Below are 16,219 nucleotides of genomic sequence, written 5' to 3' on the forward strand. Positions count from 1 at the left end.
GGGGGATCGGTGCGAAATGTGTCATTTCGGTTGCGTCGCGTGATCAGGTCAGCGCGGCCTCTGCCACCGCCGCCACGCGCAGCAGGCGGTCGTCCTGCCCGGTGTGACCGCACAGCATGATGCCGCAGGACGGCGTGCCCGTCGGGAGGGTCACGGCGGGCAGGTCCATCAGGTTGGCGACGCGGGTGTTGCGCAGGGCGAGCAGGTTTTCCGACTTGTAGTAGTCGGAGTCGTCCAGAAGGCGCTGCGCGTGGGGCGGCAGGATCGGGGCGGTGGGCATGATCACGGCGTCGAAGGCGGCGGTGGCGGCGGCCCAGGTCGCGCGGATACGGCGCAGAGTGTTCCATGCGGCGATGTAGTCGGCGGCCTTGACGTCGCGACCCGCGCTGATCCGTTCGTAGATCTGCGCGAACATCGCCTCGGGATCGGCCTCGATCCGTTCGCGCCACCACGCCCAACTGTCGGCGGTGTAGAGCGGTCCGGCGAAGGCGAAGGCCTTGGTCAGGTCGGGGACGCTGAGATGGGTGATCTGCGCGCCTGCATCTCTTAAGCGGTCGGTAGCGGCGGTGAAGCCGGCGAGAGGTGCGTCGCGCAGATCTTCCATCGCCACGGTATCAAGGATCGCGAGGTGCAGCGGTCCGGTTGCACGGCACAGGTCGGGGGCCCGCGATCCTTCCAGCGCGGCCGTGAGCAGGGCGGCGTCCTGCACCGACCGGCAGAGCGGCCCGACGCTGTCGAAGGTCAGGCACAGCGGCACCGTGCCCGCCAGAGACAGGCGCCCGTGGGTGGTTTTGAAGCCGGTGATATCGTTCCAGGCCGCCGGTATGCGGACGGACCCGCCAGTGTCGGACCCGATGCCCGCCGCGGCAAGGCCGAAGGCGACCGAGGCCGCGGCGCCGGAAGACGACCCGCCCGGCACTGCATCCGCATCGTTCACATTGGGCGGCGTCGCTGTCATCGGGTTCAGACCGAGGCCCGAAAAGGCGATTTCCGACAGATGGGTCTTGCCGAGGCAGACGAGGCCTGCGGCGGTGGCGTTGCGCAGCACCTCTGCGTCGGCATCGGGGGTGCGGCCCGCCATCAGGCGGGTGCCTGCCTCCGTCGCGACGCCGGCGGTGTCGAAAAGGTCCTTCCAGCTGATCGGCACGCCGTCGAGGGGGCCGCGCCGCAGGCCGGCCCGCGCACGGGCGGCGGCTGCGGCTGCTTCGGCCCGGGCGCGGTCGGCGGTGACGCGGGCGTAGATGCGGTCGCGCATCGGATGGGCGGCGATGGCGTCAAGGTAGGTCTCGGCCAGCGCCACCGGGTCGATGGCGCCAGAGGCGATGCCTTCGCCAAGGGCGGTCGCGGTCATCCAGCGCCAGTCGTCCATCATCAGTCCCCTTCGCGGTTCGCGGCCACGCTAGCGACCCCGCACCGCATGGACAATCCCGCCCGGACGTCCATATGTCAGGCCATGGAACAGACAGACATCATCATCGTCGGTGGCGGGCTGAACGGCCCGGTGCTGGCACTGGCCGCGGCACAGGCTGGCCTGCGCGTCATCGTCATCGACACCGTCACGCCGGACACACATCGCAAGCGCGATTTCGACGGCCGCGCCTATGCCATCGCGCTGGGGTCGATGCGCCTGCTGCGCGGCATCGGCCTGTGGGATGCAGTCAAGGCCGATGCCCAGCCGATGCTGGACATCAAGGTCACTGACGGCCGCGCCGGAGAGGGGGCGAGCCCCTGGATGATGCATTTTGACCATGCGGAGGTCGAGGAGGTCCCGATGGGCTGGCTGATCGAGGATCGCCACCTGCGGGCCGCCTTGCTGGACGCGATCGCGGGCAGCGACCGGATCACGCATCTGACCGGGCGCAGTGTCACCGCGCAGGCGGTGACCGGCGGCGGCGTCACGGTGACGCTGGACGACTGCGAGACGCGGACCGCGCGGCTGCTGGTCGGCTGTGACGGGCGCGGTAGCGGCGTGGCGCGCCGCGCCGGGATCAGCCGGACTGGCTGGGACTACGACCAGATCGCGCTCGTCTGCGCGGTGGAACACGACATGCCGCACGACGGTGTGGCGCATCAATTCTTCATGCCCGGCGGGCCGCTGGCGATCCTGCCGCTGACCGGCAACCGCAGTTCCGTCGTGTGGAGCGAACAGGCAGACCGGGCCCGCGCGATGATCGCGATGGACGATACGGCGTTTCTGGACGCCCTGCGCCCGGCTTTCGGGTCGTTTCTGGGAGAGATCCGGCTGGTCGGGGAGCGGTTTTCCTATCCGCTTGGCCTGACGCTTGCGAACAGCCTGACGGCGCCCCGCACGGCGCTGGTCGGCGACGCGGCGCACGGCATTCATCCGATCGCGGGTCAGGGCCTGAACGCGGGCCTGCGCGACGTGGCGGCGCTGGCGCATGTGCTGGAGGAGGCCCGGATGCGGGGCGAGGATATCGGTAGCAGCGTCGTGCTGGACCGCTATCAGATCTGGCGCCGGTCGGAAGCGACACGGCTCGCCATCGCCACGGATGCCTTCAACCGACTGTTTTCCAATGATAACCCGGTGCTGCGTGGATTGCGCGACCTGGGCATGGGTGCGATCAACGCAATGCCCGGCCTGCGGCGGCGGTTCATTCGGGAAGCCGCCGGACTGAACGGCGATCTGCCGCGCCTGATGCGCTAGGCGTCGAGCGCCCGGGCCTCGTCCACCAGCATGACGGGGATGCCGTCGCGCACCGGAAAGGCAAGGTTCGCGGCCTTGCTGATCAGTTCCTGCCGGTCGGCGTCATAGCGCAGCTGGCCTTGCGTCCGGGGGCAGACGAGGGATTCCAGCATCCGCGGGTCGAAGGGCGTTCCGGTCATTGCATCACCTCGTCATCGCCGCCGCGCAGGGCGTATTCGATCAGTGTCATCAGGGTCTCACGCCGAGTCGACAGGCTTGGCGCCTCGAGAAGAGCCTGCTTGTCCTCCGGCGGGAAGGGGCAGAGCATCGACAGCGAGTTGATCAGGAGCTCGTCCTCCGCCTCGCCCAGCGAATCCCAGTCGGTCTTCAGACCCTGATCCTCGAAGAACCGCCCCAGCGCCTCCATGAATGTCCTGCGGTCGAAGTCGGCATCATGCTCCGGTCGGCCAAGGTCGCGTTCGAAGCCGGACCATTTCACCTTGCAGCGGCGATAGGGGGCGAAGCCCTCGACCTCGTCGATCACCCGGAACCGGGACACGCCGGACAGGGTGATCATGTAGCGACCGTCATCGGTTTCGGTGAAGGCGTTCAGGCGCCCGGCGCAGCCGATGGCGTGCAGCTTGCCGGCCTGCCCGGGGGCGTCGTAGGGCTGGATCATCCCGATCAGACGGGTCTGCGTCTTCATCGCATCCTCGATCATCTGCAGGTAACGCGGCTCGAAGATGTGCAGCGGCAACCGTCCACGCGGCAGCAGCAATGCGCCCGGCAGCGGAAAGATCGGAATGGTCTCGGGAAGGTCTGCGGATGCTATCATGATGCAGGACGATCTAGCCCGCGTCCCCCATCAGGCAAATATCATCGACGACAGCCGACGCCGCCCGGTCAGCACGATCGGGTCCTTCGGCGGCAAGGCATCGAAGACCTTGAACAGCTGCGCCTTGGCCGCGCCGTCGTTCCATTCGCGGTCGCGACGGAACAGTTCCAGCAGGTGATCCACCGCCTCCTGGCTGCGGCCATTGGCGTGGAGCGCCGTCGCGAGGTCGAGGCGGGTCTGGTGGTCGCCGTCATCAGCGGCAAGCTTCGCCTCCAGCTCAGCCACTGGACCGGCACTTTCTGCTTCGCGCAGCAGGGCGATGCGTGCGGCGACGGCCTCCAACGCCGGGTCGGTGCTGATCGCGGCAGGGGCGCCGTTCAGGATCGCCTCTGCCTGTCCGATGTCGTTCAGGGCAAGGTAGGCGCTGACGAGGCCGGCGTAGGCGGCGGCATTGTCCGGGTCTTCCTGCAGGATCGCGGCGAAGGTTTCGGCGGCATCGGCGGCGGCGCCTTCGTCCAGCATCTCCTGCGCGGCGGCGATGGCGTCGGCCAGACCGTTGTCAGGCTCACCGGCGAGGTTGGCGACCTTCTCGACGAAGGCGTTGACTTCGGACGGCGGCAGCGCGCCCTGAAAGCCGTCGACGGGCTGGCCCTGCCAGAAGGCATAGACCGTCGGGATCGACTGCACGCGCAGCTGGCCGGAATAGCCGGGGTTGGCATCCACGTCGATCTTCACCAGCTTCACACGGCCGTCAGCCTTTGTGACGGCGGCCTCGATCGCCGGGCCGAGCGTCTTGCAGGGGCCGCACCAGGTCGCCCAGAAGTCGACGATCACCGGGACCTTCATGGACATCTCGACCACGTCGGCGATGAAGCTGTTGTCGGTCCCGTCCTTGATATGTTCGCCCGTGGCGGGTTTTGCCGGCGTCTGGCCCAGAATTTGCATCGCAGTCTCCTTGATCCGTCGTTGCCCCCTATATGTGGGCGCGCGGGGCAAAGGCCAAGGGGGATTGCCCGTTCCGCGTGCAGGGCCTAGCGTCGGCGGCATGACATGCACCATCCTGACCTTCGGCGACAGCAACACTCACGGCACGCCCCCCATCGTGACGCGCGGCGTCTACGCCCGCCACGACGCGGCGACGCGGTGGCCTCGGGTCATGGCGGCGGAACTGGGCTGCGAGGTGATCGAGGAAGGGTTGCCCGGCCGCACCGCCAGCCCCCTGACCGACCCCGAGATGGGCGTCCACATGAACGGCCACCTCGGCCTGCGGATCGCGCTGGAAAGCCACGGTCCGATCGACCTGCTGACGATCATGCTGGGCACCAACGACTGCAAGGCGCATGTCGGCCTGACGCCAGAGGGGATCGCCGCCGGCGTCGCCGGCCTGCTGGCCATCGCCTGCGGTGAGGAGATGCAGACCCGGCACGGCGGCTTCAAGGTGCTGCTCGTCTGCCCGCCGCCGGTGCTGGAACAGGGGCCCATCGCACAGGTCTTCTTTGGCGGCGCCACGAAATCGCTGGCGCTGCCGCCGCTTTACGAGGCCCTTGCGAGGGTTTGGAACGTCGGCTTTCTGGATGCGGGCGAGCATATCTCTGTCAGCCCGCAGGACGGCGTGCACTTCAATGCGGCTTCGCATCAGACCTTGGGCCAGGCCGTCGCGAAAGCCGTGATGCGCCTTTGAGGCCGCCTCGCTTTTTCCAGAAATACTCCCGCCGGAGGCGCCTACACCCGATGATAGGGCGATCCCGCCAGGATCGACGCGGCGCGGTAAAGCTGTTCCGCCAGCATGACCCGCACCAGCATGTGCGGCCAGACCATCCTACCGAAGGACAGCGCCGCATCGGCGCGGTTGCGGAGCGCGGGGTCGATGCCGTCGGCACCGCCGATGACGAAGGCCACGTCCTGACGGCCCTGATCGCGCCAGCTACCGAGTTGCGTTGCGAAATCGGGGGAGGTCATGACCTTTCCGCGCTCGTCCAGCACGCAAAGGAGCGCGCCGTCGGGCACGACCTTTGCCAGCAGCGCGGCCTCGCCGGCCATGCCGCCGTTCTTCTTGTCCTCGACCTCCACGACCTCTGCGGGGCCGAGCGCCAGCGCACGGCCCGTCCGGTCGAAACGGGTCAGGTAGTCGGTGATCAGCGCGGATTCAGGGCCGCCGCGCAGACGGCCCACCGCGCAGATGCGCAGGCGCATCAGGGGGCTTTGGACGGATCCACGGCCAGGACATCCTGGCTGCCGGGTGTCCACATCTTTTCCAGCTGGTAGAATTCGCGCACTTCGGGCCGGAACAGGTGGACGATCACGTCGCCGGTGTCGATCAGGACCCAGTCGCCGGTATCCTTGCCTTCGGTCTTGGTGATCAGGCCGTAGTCCTGCTTCAGCTTGTCTGTCAGGTGTTCGGCCATGGCAGAGACCTGACGCGTGGACCGGCCGGAGGCGATAACCATCCAGTCGCCCATTTCCGACTTGCCGCGCAGGTTGATCTTCACGACCTCCTCGGCCTTGTCGTCGTCCAGAGATATCAGGATTGCGTCAAGCAGCTGGTCGCTGTCGTAGGAAGCCGCCGCCTTCACAGCGTGGGCCCCTTGGGTGGCAGCGGATGCTGCCGAGGTGGAAAGAGACAGTGCATCGTCCTCCGATGAAAAGCACCGGACGGGTGGCCCCGGTGCAAGGCCTGATTGAAACCTAGGGGGTCTCCCGAAAAATTTCAACAACCGAAGGCGGGGCCCTAGTCCGCTGCGGGGGGTGTGTCAACCGGGACTTGCGGCGTCACCGTATCGAACGCGCCGACCGACAGGCCGTAGATGCGCCAGCGTCCGGCCTCGTTCATGAACTCCAGATCGAAGGTGATCGACCGGGGCTGCAGCGGGAAATGGCCCGACAGGCGGATGATGCGCTGATCGAGGGAAACGGCACTCGTCTCGATCACCGGATCGACGGAGAGGACGGGCAGCAGGTCCAGTTTCTCGGCCCGGAAGCGCTGCAGCAGGATCGCCAGATCGGTCGCCGTGTTGGCATCGTGGAACGCAGTGGCGGCATAGTCGCGCAGGGTCGTATAATTGCCGGTCCAGTTCGCGTGATTGACCGCCAGCAAGGTGTCGCGGATCAGGGCGACGGCAAAGCTTTCCTCGATCTGCGTCGTCTGCTGCGCCGTCACCGGCAATGCAATCGCAGAGGCAAACGCCGTGGCAAGAAGCCACGGCGTTGCACGTTTTCGCAGGAGGGCAGCGATCACCACGAGTAGCTGACGCCCACCCGGCCGCCGACCTTCTGCCGGTCGAAGCCATAGGTCACGCCGGCGTCGACCTGCGTGTTGGCGTTGATCCGGAACGCGCCGGACATGGCGAAGGCCGTCGCGCCGTCGAAGGCGCCGAGGCCGCCCGAAACCGCGTACTGGCGGTCGACCGGGACGTAGGGCACCTCCAGCGCCATGGCCATCGCGATACCATCGCGGTTGTCCAGGATATCGTTGCGGTTACGCTGGATCTGCGCGCCCTGTGCGGCGATGGAATTGCCCTGCGCCGACAGCGTCTGGCCGATGCTCGCAAAGGCGCCGATATCGGTATCGCTGACGGCGAGGTTGCCGTTCGCGTCCGACGTCACCAGACGCACGCTGCCGGACTGCGCATCACGGCTTTCGTCAGAGGCGATGCCGGGCAGCGTGTAGGTGTTCGTCGCGGTGCCGACGACCACCTGATTGTCGCGGGTGGCCGTCGCACCGTTGCCGATGGCAACCGAGTTCGCGCCCGATGCCGTGGCAAGATTGCCGAAGGCCAGCGCCGTCGCGCCGGAGGCGGTCGCATTTTCGCCCACGGCGGTCGCGCGTTCGCCACTGGCGATGGCGAGGTGACCGAAGGCCTGCGCCCGGACACCCGTGGCCTGCGCCCGCCAGCCGATCGCCGTGGCGCCTGCCATGGTGGCCTGCGACTGCCCGCCGACAGCGGTGGAGGACGTGCCGGAGGCGATCGTCTGCATGCCGGTCGCGCCATCGCGGTTGCCGCCGATGGCCACCGCATCCTCTCCACTCGCCAGTGCGGTGTTGCCGATGGCGATGCCGTTCATGCCGGAGGCAACGGAATCCTCACCCCCCGCAAACGACTGGCCGCCCGAGGCGGTGGACTGATGGCCGACGGCCGTGCCCATCGCACCCGTGGCGCGCGCCTGCCAGCCCAGCGCCGTGGCACCGGGGGTCGTGGCGTTGCTTTCGCCGCCGACGGCGGTCGTCGAGGGGCCGGCGGCATTGGCCTGATCGCCCAGCGCCAAGGCGTCGATACCGTCCGCAGTCGACAGGTTGCCGATGGCGGTCGAGTTGTTGCTGAGTGCGCGGCTATCCTCGCCGATGGCGAGGGCCAGATCGCCAGTTGCGGTGGATTGGTGGCCGAATGCCTGCGCCTGTGCGCCGACAGCGTTCGATTGCCAACCGATGGCGGTAGCACCGGCGCCGCTGGCAATGCTTTCGCCCCCCAGCGCGGTGGTCGAGTTGCCCTGCGCGCTGGCGGCGGCGCCGATGGCGACCGCGTCATTGCCGTTGGCATTTGATCCCGTACCGTCGTCCACGACCCCGTCACCGTCGGCGTCATTGTTGCCGCCGATGGCAATCGCGCTGATGCCGGTGGCCGAGGCATCCTCTCCCACTGCGACCGATTGCGCGCCAGCGGCAGTGGTCTGGTGACCCAGCGCGGTAGAACGGTTGCCGATCGCCATGGCTTCCCAGCCGAAGGCGCTGTCGCCGGGCTGCTGGGCCAGGCTTTCACCGCCGACGGCGGTGGTCGAGGCGGCGAGCGCCTGCGCGCCTGTGCCGTCATCGTCGCCCCCCACGGCGACCGCATCCGTGCCTGTGGCTTGCGAATCAGTGCCGACGGCGACCGAGAACGGGCCGGTGGCCGTGGCCCTCTCGCCATAGGCGGAACCGCTTGCGCCTGCGTTGGCGTCGGTGCCCGTGGCGGTCTGGGCCGCGACGGACTGAGCTGCGCTGACAAGGATGAAAGTGGCGACGGTGGATTTCAGAACCGCGGACGCGGTGATGCCTTGGAAAAACATTTCAGGTACCCTTTAAACATTACATAAATGTATAGTTAACTGGTTGGCGTCACCGGGCAATACGGAATTGACCTAGGGGCATCACGTTCCTGTCAGGACACAGGGGGGTCCTTCCTCGTCGTCGTCTGCAGGGTCGAATCCGGCAGAACCTTGACCTCTCGTTGCGGGAACGGAATCGAGATTCCGTGTTCCGCAAAGGCATCCCAAAGCGCCAGATACACGTTGCCGCGGATGTTCGTCAGGCCACCGGTGGGATCAGAGATCCAGAACCGCAGGATGTAGTCGACCGAACTGTCGCCGAAGCCCACGATGTGACAGACGGCAGGCTTGCTTTGCAGCACGCGGGGGACTGCCATCGCCGCCTCGACTGCGATCTTGCGAACCTCGTGCGGGTTGTCGCCGTAGGCCGTGCCGAAATAGATGTCGAGTCGGACGAAATCGTTCTGGTGCGACCAGTTCACCACCTGTCCGGTGATCAGATCCTCGTTCGGGATCAGATATTCCTTGCCATCGCGCGTGGTGATCGAAACATAGCGCGCGCCGAGCGACGTGATCCAGCCGAAGGTATCGCCGAGGCTGATGACGTCGCCGGGCTTGATCGACTTGTCCAGCAGAAGGATCACGCCGGAGACGAGGTTCGACACCACTTTCTGCAGGCCGAAGCCGAGGCCGACGCCAATCGCCCCCGACAGCACGGCAAGTCCGGTCAGGTCGATGCCGATCGCCTTGAGCCCGATAAAGACCGCAAGGCCGTAGAACAGCAGCTGCATCATCTTGATTGCCAGCACCTGCATCGAGGGGCTGATATCCTCGTTGCCAGTGATCCGGTTGCGCACGGTCCGCGACAGAAAGCGCGCGCCGACCCAAAGCAAACCGATGACGAAGATCGCCTGCACGAGCAGAAGCGCCGAAATCCGCATGGTGCCGACGGATACGGCGAGGTTGTCGAGCAGGCGCTCGAAGGCCTCCGTCAGGCCGAGGATGCGCAGCGTCACCCAGGTCCAGGCGCCGTAGCGGACGATCTTGCGCAGAAAAGGGTTGGCGATCAGGCGTGTGGTCAGCGCCACGATCAGCCAAGCGGTCGCAAGGTTCGCGATGATCGACAGCTGGTAGCTGCGGCTGTTCCACGTCACCTCCCTCATCACCGAGATGACGAGCCAGATCAGCAGGACGAAGATGATGCTGCGCAACCGCTTGTGCAGCACGACCAGCCAGCGGATGCGCCACATCGGCCAGCCTTCACGGGCGCGCATCCAGGCATGCAGGCGTGGGGCCAGCACCATGCGCAGTACATGCGCAACCCCGAAGATCGCAAGCGCGATCAGGATCTGGTAGCCGACCCATGGCCGCCACAACGTGCCGATGAAGTAATCCGCTTGCGCGACGAGGCTTTGCCAAAGGGTGACGACCGTGCCGATCGGAGTCGACTCGTCCGTGTCGAGGAGTTGGTCATGAAGAGCCATTGCGCACCCCTTCGGTCAGGCCTGCCTGCCGTGTCGTTTCCAATGTGACATGCCAGCCCGACACGTCCAGCCTGTGCGCACGCGGTGATCCTGGCAAGACGATACACCGTGCACTGATACAGCCCCGTCCAAAATCTAAAAAGCCTTTATATTTTAATGTATTATAGGATATCTTGGGAACAATGAGCGTCGTGATAGTTGATGAAACTGATTATACGTCCCGTGATTCTGTGCAGCCTTCTGACTTTTGCCCTCTTCGATAGAACCGGCGAAGACACGCCGGACGCGAACTCGTCGCCCTTTGACGGCAACGCCGGGCCAATTCGGCCCGTGAACTCTGGGCTTCGATCGAGCGGACCACCCTGACCGGGGGCGGGGATGCCGACACTGTCCGACACGGCGAACCCTACACAATCGTGCTCCTGTCCCTCGCTGCCGATGCGCCCGCCTGGATGACGGTGTCGAACATCGATCAGGTCATCGCGCTGCGCGGCGTCACGGCGGATGAAATTTCGGAAGAGGGTTTCGGCCTGTCGGTCTTCAGGTACAAGGATCTGACCGCCGCAATCGACGCGGCCCCGTTGTGCTGACGGATTGAGATTCCCTTGCGGCACAGCCCGCGGGGGTGTATCTCCTCTGCCATGAAACCGGTTTTCGACATGGATGATCGCGCGCGGCTGCCCTGGCGGTTCTTTGGCGCGACCCGGACGATCCTCGCCCATCTATGATGCGCGCGGCGCGCTTGCGCCCACATCATGCCTGCACATTCACATGATTAATACGGGAGAGGACCCATGTCCCCCAAGACGCTCTATGACAAGATCTGGGATGCCCACGTGGCCCACGAAGCCGAAGACGGCACCTGCCTTCTCTATATCGACCGCCACCTCGTCCACGAAGTGACCAGTCCGCAGGCCTTTGAGGGTCTGCGCATGACCGGTCGCACGGTGCACGCGCCGGACAAGACCATCGCGGTGCCGGACCATAACGTGCCGACCACGCTGGACCGCGCCAATGCGGCCACGATGACCGAGGACAGCCGGATCCAGGTCGAGGCGCTGGACACCAACGCCAAGGATTTCGGCATCCATTATTACCCCGTGTCCGACGTCCGTCAGGGCATCGTCCACATCGTCGGCCCCGAACAGGGCTGGACCCTGCCCGGCATGACCGTCGTCTGCGGCGACAGCCACACGGCGACCCACGGCGCCTTTGGTGCACTGGCCCACGGCATCGGCACAAGTGAAGTGGAGCATGTCCTTGCCACCCAGACGCTGATCCAGCGCAAGGGCAAGAACATGAAGGTCGAGATCACCGGCAAGCTGCGCCCGGGTGTCACCGCCAAGGACATCACCATGTCCGTCATCGGCAAGACCGGCACCGCCGGCGGCACCGGCTATGTCATCGAATATTGCGGCGAGGCGATCCGTGATCTGTCGATGGAAGGCCGTATGACCGTCTGCAACATGGCGATCGAAGGCGGCGCCCGCGCCGGGTTGATCGCACCCGACGAGAAGACCTTCGACTATTGCAAGGGCCGTCCCCACGCGCCGAAGGGGGCGCAGTGGGAAGCAGCGATGGACTGGTGGAAGACCCTGTATTCCGACGACGACGCCCATTGGGACAAGGTCGTGACCCTGAAGGGCGAGGATATCGCGCCGTCCGTCACATGGGGCACCTCGCCGGAGGACGTGCTGCCGATCACCGCAGCCGTACCCGCTGCATCCGACTTTGCCGGTGGCAAGGTCGATGCGGCGCAGCGCAGCCTCGACTACATGGGGCTGACGGCCGGTACCCCGCTGTCCGAGATCAAGATCGACACCGTCTTTATCGGGTCCTGCACCAACGGCCGGATCGAGGACCTGCGCGCTGCCGCCGCGATCCTGAAGGGCAAGAAGATCGCCGTCAGCCGCGCAATGGTCGTGCCGGGATCGGGCCTCGTGCGCGCGCAGGCCGAAGAGGAGGGTCTGGCGCAGATCTTCATCGATGCGGGCTTCGAATGGCGCATGGCGGGCTGTTCCATGTGCCTTGCGATGAACCCCGACCAGCTCGCCCCCGGCGAACGCTGTGCCGCGACCAGCAACCGCAACTTCGAGGGCCGTCAGGGCCGCGGCGGCCGCACCCACCTGATGAGCCCCGCGATGGCCGCCGCAGCGGCGATCACAGGGCACCTGACCGACGTACGGGAGATGATGTGATGGACAAGTTCGACAAGCTGAGCGGCGTCGCTGCCCCCATGCCCCTGATCAACATCGACACCGACATGATCATCCCGAAACAGTTCCTGAAGACCATCAAGCGGTCGGGCCTGGGGGTGAACCTGTTCGACGAGATGCGCTATGACGACGACCGCAACGAGATCCCGTCCTTCGTCCTGAACAAGCCGCAGTACCGCAACGCGGAAATCCTCGTGGCCGGGGACAATTTCGGCTGCGGGTCGAGCCGAGAACATGCGCCCTGGGCGATCAAGGATTTCGGCATTCGCTGCATCATCGCACCGAGCTATGCCGACATCTTCTACAACAACTGCTTCAAGAACGGCATCCTGCCCGTCGTGCTGCCGCAGGAACAGGTCGACGTGCTGATGAAGGACGCCGAGAAGGGGTCGAACGCCCGTATCGAGATCGATCTGGATGCGCAGACGATCACGTCCTCCGATGGCGAGGTGTTCCACTTCGAGGTCGACGCCTTCAAGAAGCATTGCCTCATGCACGGGCTGGATGACATCGGCCTGACGATGGAAAAGGTCGGGTCGATCAGGTCGTTCGAGGAACAGGCCGCGACGGCGCGGCCTTGGGTCTGACAGCGCTCCGATCTAGACTGAAGGTTCCTCTATGGGGTCGGAGCAATCTGGCCCCATCATCTTGTGACCGGATCAAGACTGCCTTGCTGATGCCATGAAACGGTTGCATTGACGCACCACTTTTGCCGCAAATCCGCCAGTTATCCTTCGCTATCGTTAACCCGGCGTTGCAACACTTCATGCAATCGGGGCAAAATCGTGGCAACAAAGAGGCGGTCCGCGAAACGATTGCGGCATGATGGCGGGAAAAGGCGACGGCGACGTACCGTGGCCGACCGGGCAAAGGCAGTTATGGCGATCAGTTCGACCCTCCCCGGAGCGGTGTTGCGTGCAATTTGCGTGGTGGCCCTTGTCACCCTGCCATCGATGCTGCTGCCGATCCAAAGCAAGGACGGCGCACAGATCGTTGCACTGGTCGCGATCTTCGGCGCCATCTTCACACTGGTCGAGTATACCGTCGCCAGCCCCAGCTTCATCGAGTTTCGCAGCGCGCCACCGTTCAACCGGCTGCGGTTCATTGCGCTTTTCGCGACCGTACTGGTCCTGTCGCTGATCATGCGCGGGAACGAGGCACCGTCGACCCTGACGCTGGTGCTGCAGCTTCTGGGCGAACGGATCGGCGGCTCTCTTGATTTCCCGTTCTCTCCGGTCCGGCTGATCATATTGATGATGCCGCAGGACACGCCCGACTACACGCTTTACCTGATCCGGATCTCGGCCGGGCTGGCCTATCTGGTGTCGCTGCTGTCGATCGCCATCTTCGGGCTGCTGCTGCGATTCCATCACTGGCCCCGGCGCAGCGGTGCCTTCAACGTCTGGGTCAACATGCCCATGTTCGACCCGACCGGCGGCGGTGACGTCGTCAAGCGCCTGAACCGCGACAGCCAGTCGAACCTGATCCTTGGCTTTCTGCTGCCCTTCGTGTTTCCTGCAATCGGCAAGCTGGTGTCGATCTTCGTGATGCCGATCACGGTGAACGATCCGCAGACCCTGATCTGGATGGTGGCCGCATGGGCGTTCCTTCCCGCAAGCCTGCTGATGCGTGGCATCGCGCTCAGCCGTGTTGCGCAGCTGATCCACAAGCAGCGCAAGCGCGAGTATGCCCGCGCGGCGGCAGAGGGCTTGTTGCCGGTCTGATCCTTGCCGCAACGGCTGCCCCGGCCGAGGACCTGCGCGTCGCGACCTTCGGCGCTGCGCTGGGCCGCGAGGGGCCGGGGCTGCTGCTGCGCGATCTGGGGCGTGAGGATGCGCAGATAGAGGCCACCGTGGCGATCGTGGAGCAGGTGGCGCCTGACGTCCTGTTGCTAACGGATGTGGACTACGACCTCGACGGTGAGGCTTTGCGCAATTTAGCGGGGCGCATGGGGTTTGAGCACAGTTTTGCACTGGCGCCCAACAGCGGTATGGCGACGGGCCTCGATCTGGATGGCAACGGCCGCATCGGGGAGGCGCGCGATGCGCAGGGCTGGGGCAAGTTCAGCGGCGACAGCGGCATGGGCCTTCTGTCACGTTGGCCGTTCGACCCGGACGCAGTGCGGGATCTGTCGGACCTGCTGTGGCGCGATCTTTCGGGCGCGGTGCTGCCCAAGGGCCCGCTCTGGACCGATGACATCGCCGCCGTGCAGCGCCTGTCCACCACGGGCCACTGGATCGTGCCGGTGCTGGCGCCGGGCGGGCCGGTGGACATCTTGGCATTTTCCGCGACGCCTCCGGTCTTCGACGGACCGGAAGATCGCAACGGGCTGCGCAATCGCGACGAGCTGCGGCTTTGGACGCAGGTGCTGGACGGCGCCTTTGGCCCCGCGCCGCAGGATTTCGTCCTGCTCGGGAATACCAACCTCGACCCTTTCGACGGCGATGGATTGCGGCAGGCGATGCGCGACGTCCTGGCTGATCCGCGCCTGACCGATCCCCTGCCTGTCAGCGCCGGCGGCATGGCCGCCGCGGACCCCGGCCAGACCGGCGATCCGGCATTGGATACCGCAGACTGGCCGGACGGTGCGCCCGGCAACCTGCGCGTCGATTATGTCCTGCCCGCCGCGACATGGACCGTCACCGGCGCGGGCGTGTTCTGGCCTGCCCCCGACGATCCGGATGCCGCACTGGCGCAGGCAGCGGGACCGCACCGGCTGGTCTGGGTCGATCTGCACCGCTAAGGGCATGGCTTGAAACGTCGCGGGCTTGGCGTTACGCGGTGTCAACCGCATCAGCCAAGGACAGTCCGCATGTCGAACCCATCCCTCCTCATCCTCGCCGGTGACGGCATCGGCCCGGAAGTCATGAACGAGGTGAAGCGCATCATCACCTGGTATGGCGACAAGCGCGACATGCCCTTCGATGTGACCGAGGATCTGGTCGGCGGCTGTGCCTACGACAAGCACGGCACGCCGTTGCACGACGACACGATGGCCAAGGCGCAGGAGGTCGATGCCGTCCTGCTGGGCGCCGTGGGCGGGCCGAAGTACGACGACCTCGACTTTTCCGTAAAGCCGGAACGCGGTCTGTTGCGCCTGCGCAAGGAGATGGACCTGTTTTCGAACCTGCGCCCGGCACAGTGCTTCGACGCGCTGGCGGATTTCTCCTCGCTCAAGCGGGACATCGTTGCGGGCCTCGACATCATGATCGTGCGCGAGCTGACCTCGGGCGTCTACTTTGGCGAACCCCGCGGCATCCATGTCGAAGGGAACGAGCGCGTCGGCGTGAATACCCAGCGCTATACCGAAAGCGAGATCGCCCGCGTGGCGCGGTCGGCGTTCGAACTGGCGCGGCGGCGGAACAACAAGGTCTGCTCGATGGAGAAGGCCAACGTCATGGAATCCGGCGTGCTGTGGCGGCAGGTCGTGACCGAGATCCACGAGAAGGAATATTCCGACGTCCAGCTGTCCCACATGTATGCGGACAACGGCGCGATGCAGCTGGTGCGCAATCCCAAGCAGTTCGACGTCATCGTGACCGACAACCTGTTCGGTGACCTGCTGTCGGACGCCGCCGCGATGCTGACCGGATCGCTCGGCATGCTGCCCAGCGCGTCGCTTGGCCTGCCGATGGCCAACGGCCGGCCCAAGGCGCTGTACGAGCCGGTGCATGGTTCTGCCCCCGACATCACCGGGCAGGGCAAGGCGAACCCGATTGCCTGCATCCTGAGCTTCGCCATGGCGCTGCGCTATTCCTTCGACGCCGGGGCCGAGGCCGACCGGCTGGAGGCAGCGGTAGAGAAGGTGCTGGCGGACGGTGCCCGCACCGCCGATCTGCTGGGGCCGGAAGGCGGCTCGCCCATCAGCACGACCGAAATGGGCGATGCGATTCTCGCTGCGCTCGACGCCAGCCTGTAGGCGAAGCACTGCACAATCGGGTGGGGCGGCCGGAATCGCCGCCCTGCCTTGACTGGTCCTTGACCTTATTGCCGTCAGGGTAGACCACGTAGCGGCCCCCGA

General features: G+C 65.8%; 17 protein-coding genes. 8 read left to right on the top strand and 9 right to left on the bottom strand.

Annotated features, from left to right (window positions below; genetic code table 11):
• Window positions 1–43: 43 nt before the first annotated feature.
• On the bottom strand, window positions 44–1,369 hold the full coding sequence (locus tag BUA54_RS08240; RefSeq protein ID WP_072856774.1) for an amidase: 1,326 nt from the start codon (window positions 1,367–1,369) through the stop codon (window positions 44–46).
• A 48-nt stretch (window positions 1,370–1,417) separates the two neighbouring features.
• Between BUA54_RS08240 and BUA54_RS08245 the strand changes: the two genes are divergently transcribed.
• Window positions 1,418–2,665, top strand: coding sequence for a UbiH/UbiF/VisC/COQ6 family ubiquinone biosynthesis hydroxylase (locus tag BUA54_RS08245; protein WP_072856775.1), 1,248 nt, complete (start codon window positions 1,418–1,420; stop codon window positions 2,663–2,665).
• Here BUA54_RS08245 and BUA54_RS08250 read toward each other — a convergent pair.
• The 3 genes from BUA54_RS08250 to BUA54_RS08260 are packed head-to-tail and all read right to left on the bottom strand — an operon-like array spanning window position 2,662 to window position 4,424.
• Entirely contained in the window at window positions 2,662–2,844 is a 183-nt protein-coding gene (locus BUA54_RS08250) for a Trm112 family protein (protein ID WP_072856776.1), read from the bottom strand. The genes BUA54_RS08245 and BUA54_RS08250 overlap by 4 nt on opposite strands.
• Entirely contained in the window at window positions 2,841–3,479 is a 639-nt protein-coding gene (locus tag BUA54_RS08255) for an LON peptidase substrate-binding domain-containing protein (RefSeq protein ID WP_072856777.1), read from the bottom strand. Before BUA54_RS08255 ends, BUA54_RS08250 begins: the two co-directional genes overlap by 4 nt.
• A 30-nt stretch (window positions 3,480–3,509) precedes the next feature.
• A complete protein-coding gene (locus BUA54_RS08260) occupies window positions 3,510–4,424 on the bottom strand; it encodes a thioredoxin family protein (RefSeq protein ID WP_072856778.1) in 915 nt (304 codons plus the stop codon).
• Window positions 4,425–4,524: 100 nt separating this feature from the next.
• Here BUA54_RS08260 and BUA54_RS08265 point away from each other — a divergent pair, with 100 nt between their 5' ends.
• Window positions 4,525–5,160 (top strand): SGNH/GDSL hydrolase family protein, encoded by a 636-nt coding sequence (locus BUA54_RS08265; protein WP_072856779.1) that lies wholly within the window; start codon window positions 4,525–4,527, stop codon window positions 5,158–5,160.
• Between the two features lie 41 nt (window positions 5,161–5,201).
• On the opposite strand, the gene rlmH is transcribed toward BUA54_RS08265, so the two are convergent.
• From rlmH to BUA54_RS08290, 5 genes are all read right to left on the bottom strand, one after another.
• Entirely contained in the window at window positions 5,202–5,672 is a 471-nt protein-coding gene (rlmH, locus tag BUA54_RS08270; RefSeq protein WP_072856780.1) for a 23S rRNA (pseudouridine(1915)-N(3))-methyltransferase RlmH, read from the bottom strand.
• Window positions 5,672–6,103 carry a ribosome silencing factor gene (rsfS, locus tag BUA54_RS08275; protein WP_072857033.1) on the bottom strand — a complete coding sequence of 144 codons (432 nt, stop codon included), beginning with the start codon at window positions 6,101–6,103 and terminating at the stop codon, window positions 5,672–5,674. The genes rlmH and rsfS overlap by 1 nt, the downstream gene beginning before the upstream one ends.
• A gap of 104 nt (window positions 6,104–6,207) precedes the next feature.
• Window positions 6,208–6,714, bottom strand: a complete 507-nt coding sequence (locus BUA54_RS08280; RefSeq protein ID WP_143155376.1) for a hypothetical protein — start codon at window positions 6,712–6,714, stop codon at window positions 6,208–6,210.
• The gene (locus BUA54_RS08285; protein ID WP_072856782.1) at window positions 6,711–8,519 is read right to left on the bottom strand and encodes a YadA-like family protein; all 1,809 of its coding nucleotides are present in this window, start codon (window positions 8,517–8,519) and stop codon (window positions 6,711–6,713) included. Before BUA54_RS08285 ends, BUA54_RS08280 begins: the two co-directional genes overlap by 4 nt.
• A gap of 92 nt (window positions 8,520–8,611) precedes the next feature.
• A complete protein-coding gene (locus BUA54_RS08290) occupies window positions 8,612–9,982 on the bottom strand; it encodes a mechanosensitive ion channel family protein (RefSeq protein WP_084114245.1) in 1,371 nt (456 codons plus the stop codon).
• 416 nt (window positions 9,983–10,398) lie between these two features.
• On the opposite strand from BUA54_RS08290, the gene BUA54_RS21210 reads away from it, so the two are divergent.
• From BUA54_RS21210 to leuB, 6 genes are all read left to right on the top strand, one after another.
• Window positions 10,399–10,572: a hypothetical protein gene (locus BUA54_RS21210; protein WP_178352728.1), complete on the top strand. Its 174-nt coding sequence runs from the start codon at window positions 10,399–10,401 to the stop codon at window positions 10,570–10,572.
• A 204-nt stretch (window positions 10,573–10,776) separates the two neighbouring features.
• Entirely contained in the window at window positions 10,777–12,180 is a 1,404-nt protein-coding gene (gene leuC, locus BUA54_RS08295) for a 3-isopropylmalate dehydratase large subunit (RefSeq protein WP_072856783.1), read from the top strand.
• A complete protein-coding gene (leuD, locus tag BUA54_RS08300; protein WP_072856784.1) occupies window positions 12,180–12,785 on the top strand; it encodes a 3-isopropylmalate dehydratase small subunit in 606 nt (201 codons plus the stop codon). Before leuC ends, leuD begins: the two co-directional genes overlap by 1 nt.
• Window positions 12,786–13,052: 267 nt before the next feature.
• Entirely contained in the window at window positions 13,053–13,922 is an 870-nt protein-coding gene (locus BUA54_RS08305) for a hypothetical protein (RefSeq protein ID WP_342742698.1), read from the top strand.
• Window positions 13,923–14,017: 95 nt separating this feature from the next.
• Complete coding sequence (locus BUA54_RS08310; RefSeq protein ID WP_342742702.1) at window positions 14,018–14,941, top strand: endonuclease/exonuclease/phosphatase family protein; 924 nt, start codon at window positions 14,018–14,020, stop codon at window positions 14,939–14,941.
• Between the two features lie 69 nt (window positions 14,942–15,010).
• Window positions 15,011–16,117, top strand: a complete 1,107-nt coding sequence (leuB, locus tag BUA54_RS08315; RefSeq protein ID WP_072856786.1) for a 3-isopropylmalate dehydrogenase — start codon at window positions 15,011–15,013, stop codon at window positions 16,115–16,117.
• The last annotated feature ends 102 nt before the right edge of the window (window positions 16,118–16,219 follow it).

Origin of the sequence: Loktanella atrilutea, from assembly GCF_900128995.1 — a bacterium.
GTDB lineage: Bacteria > Pseudomonadota > Alphaproteobacteria > Rhodobacterales > Rhodobacteraceae > Loktanella > Loktanella atrilutea.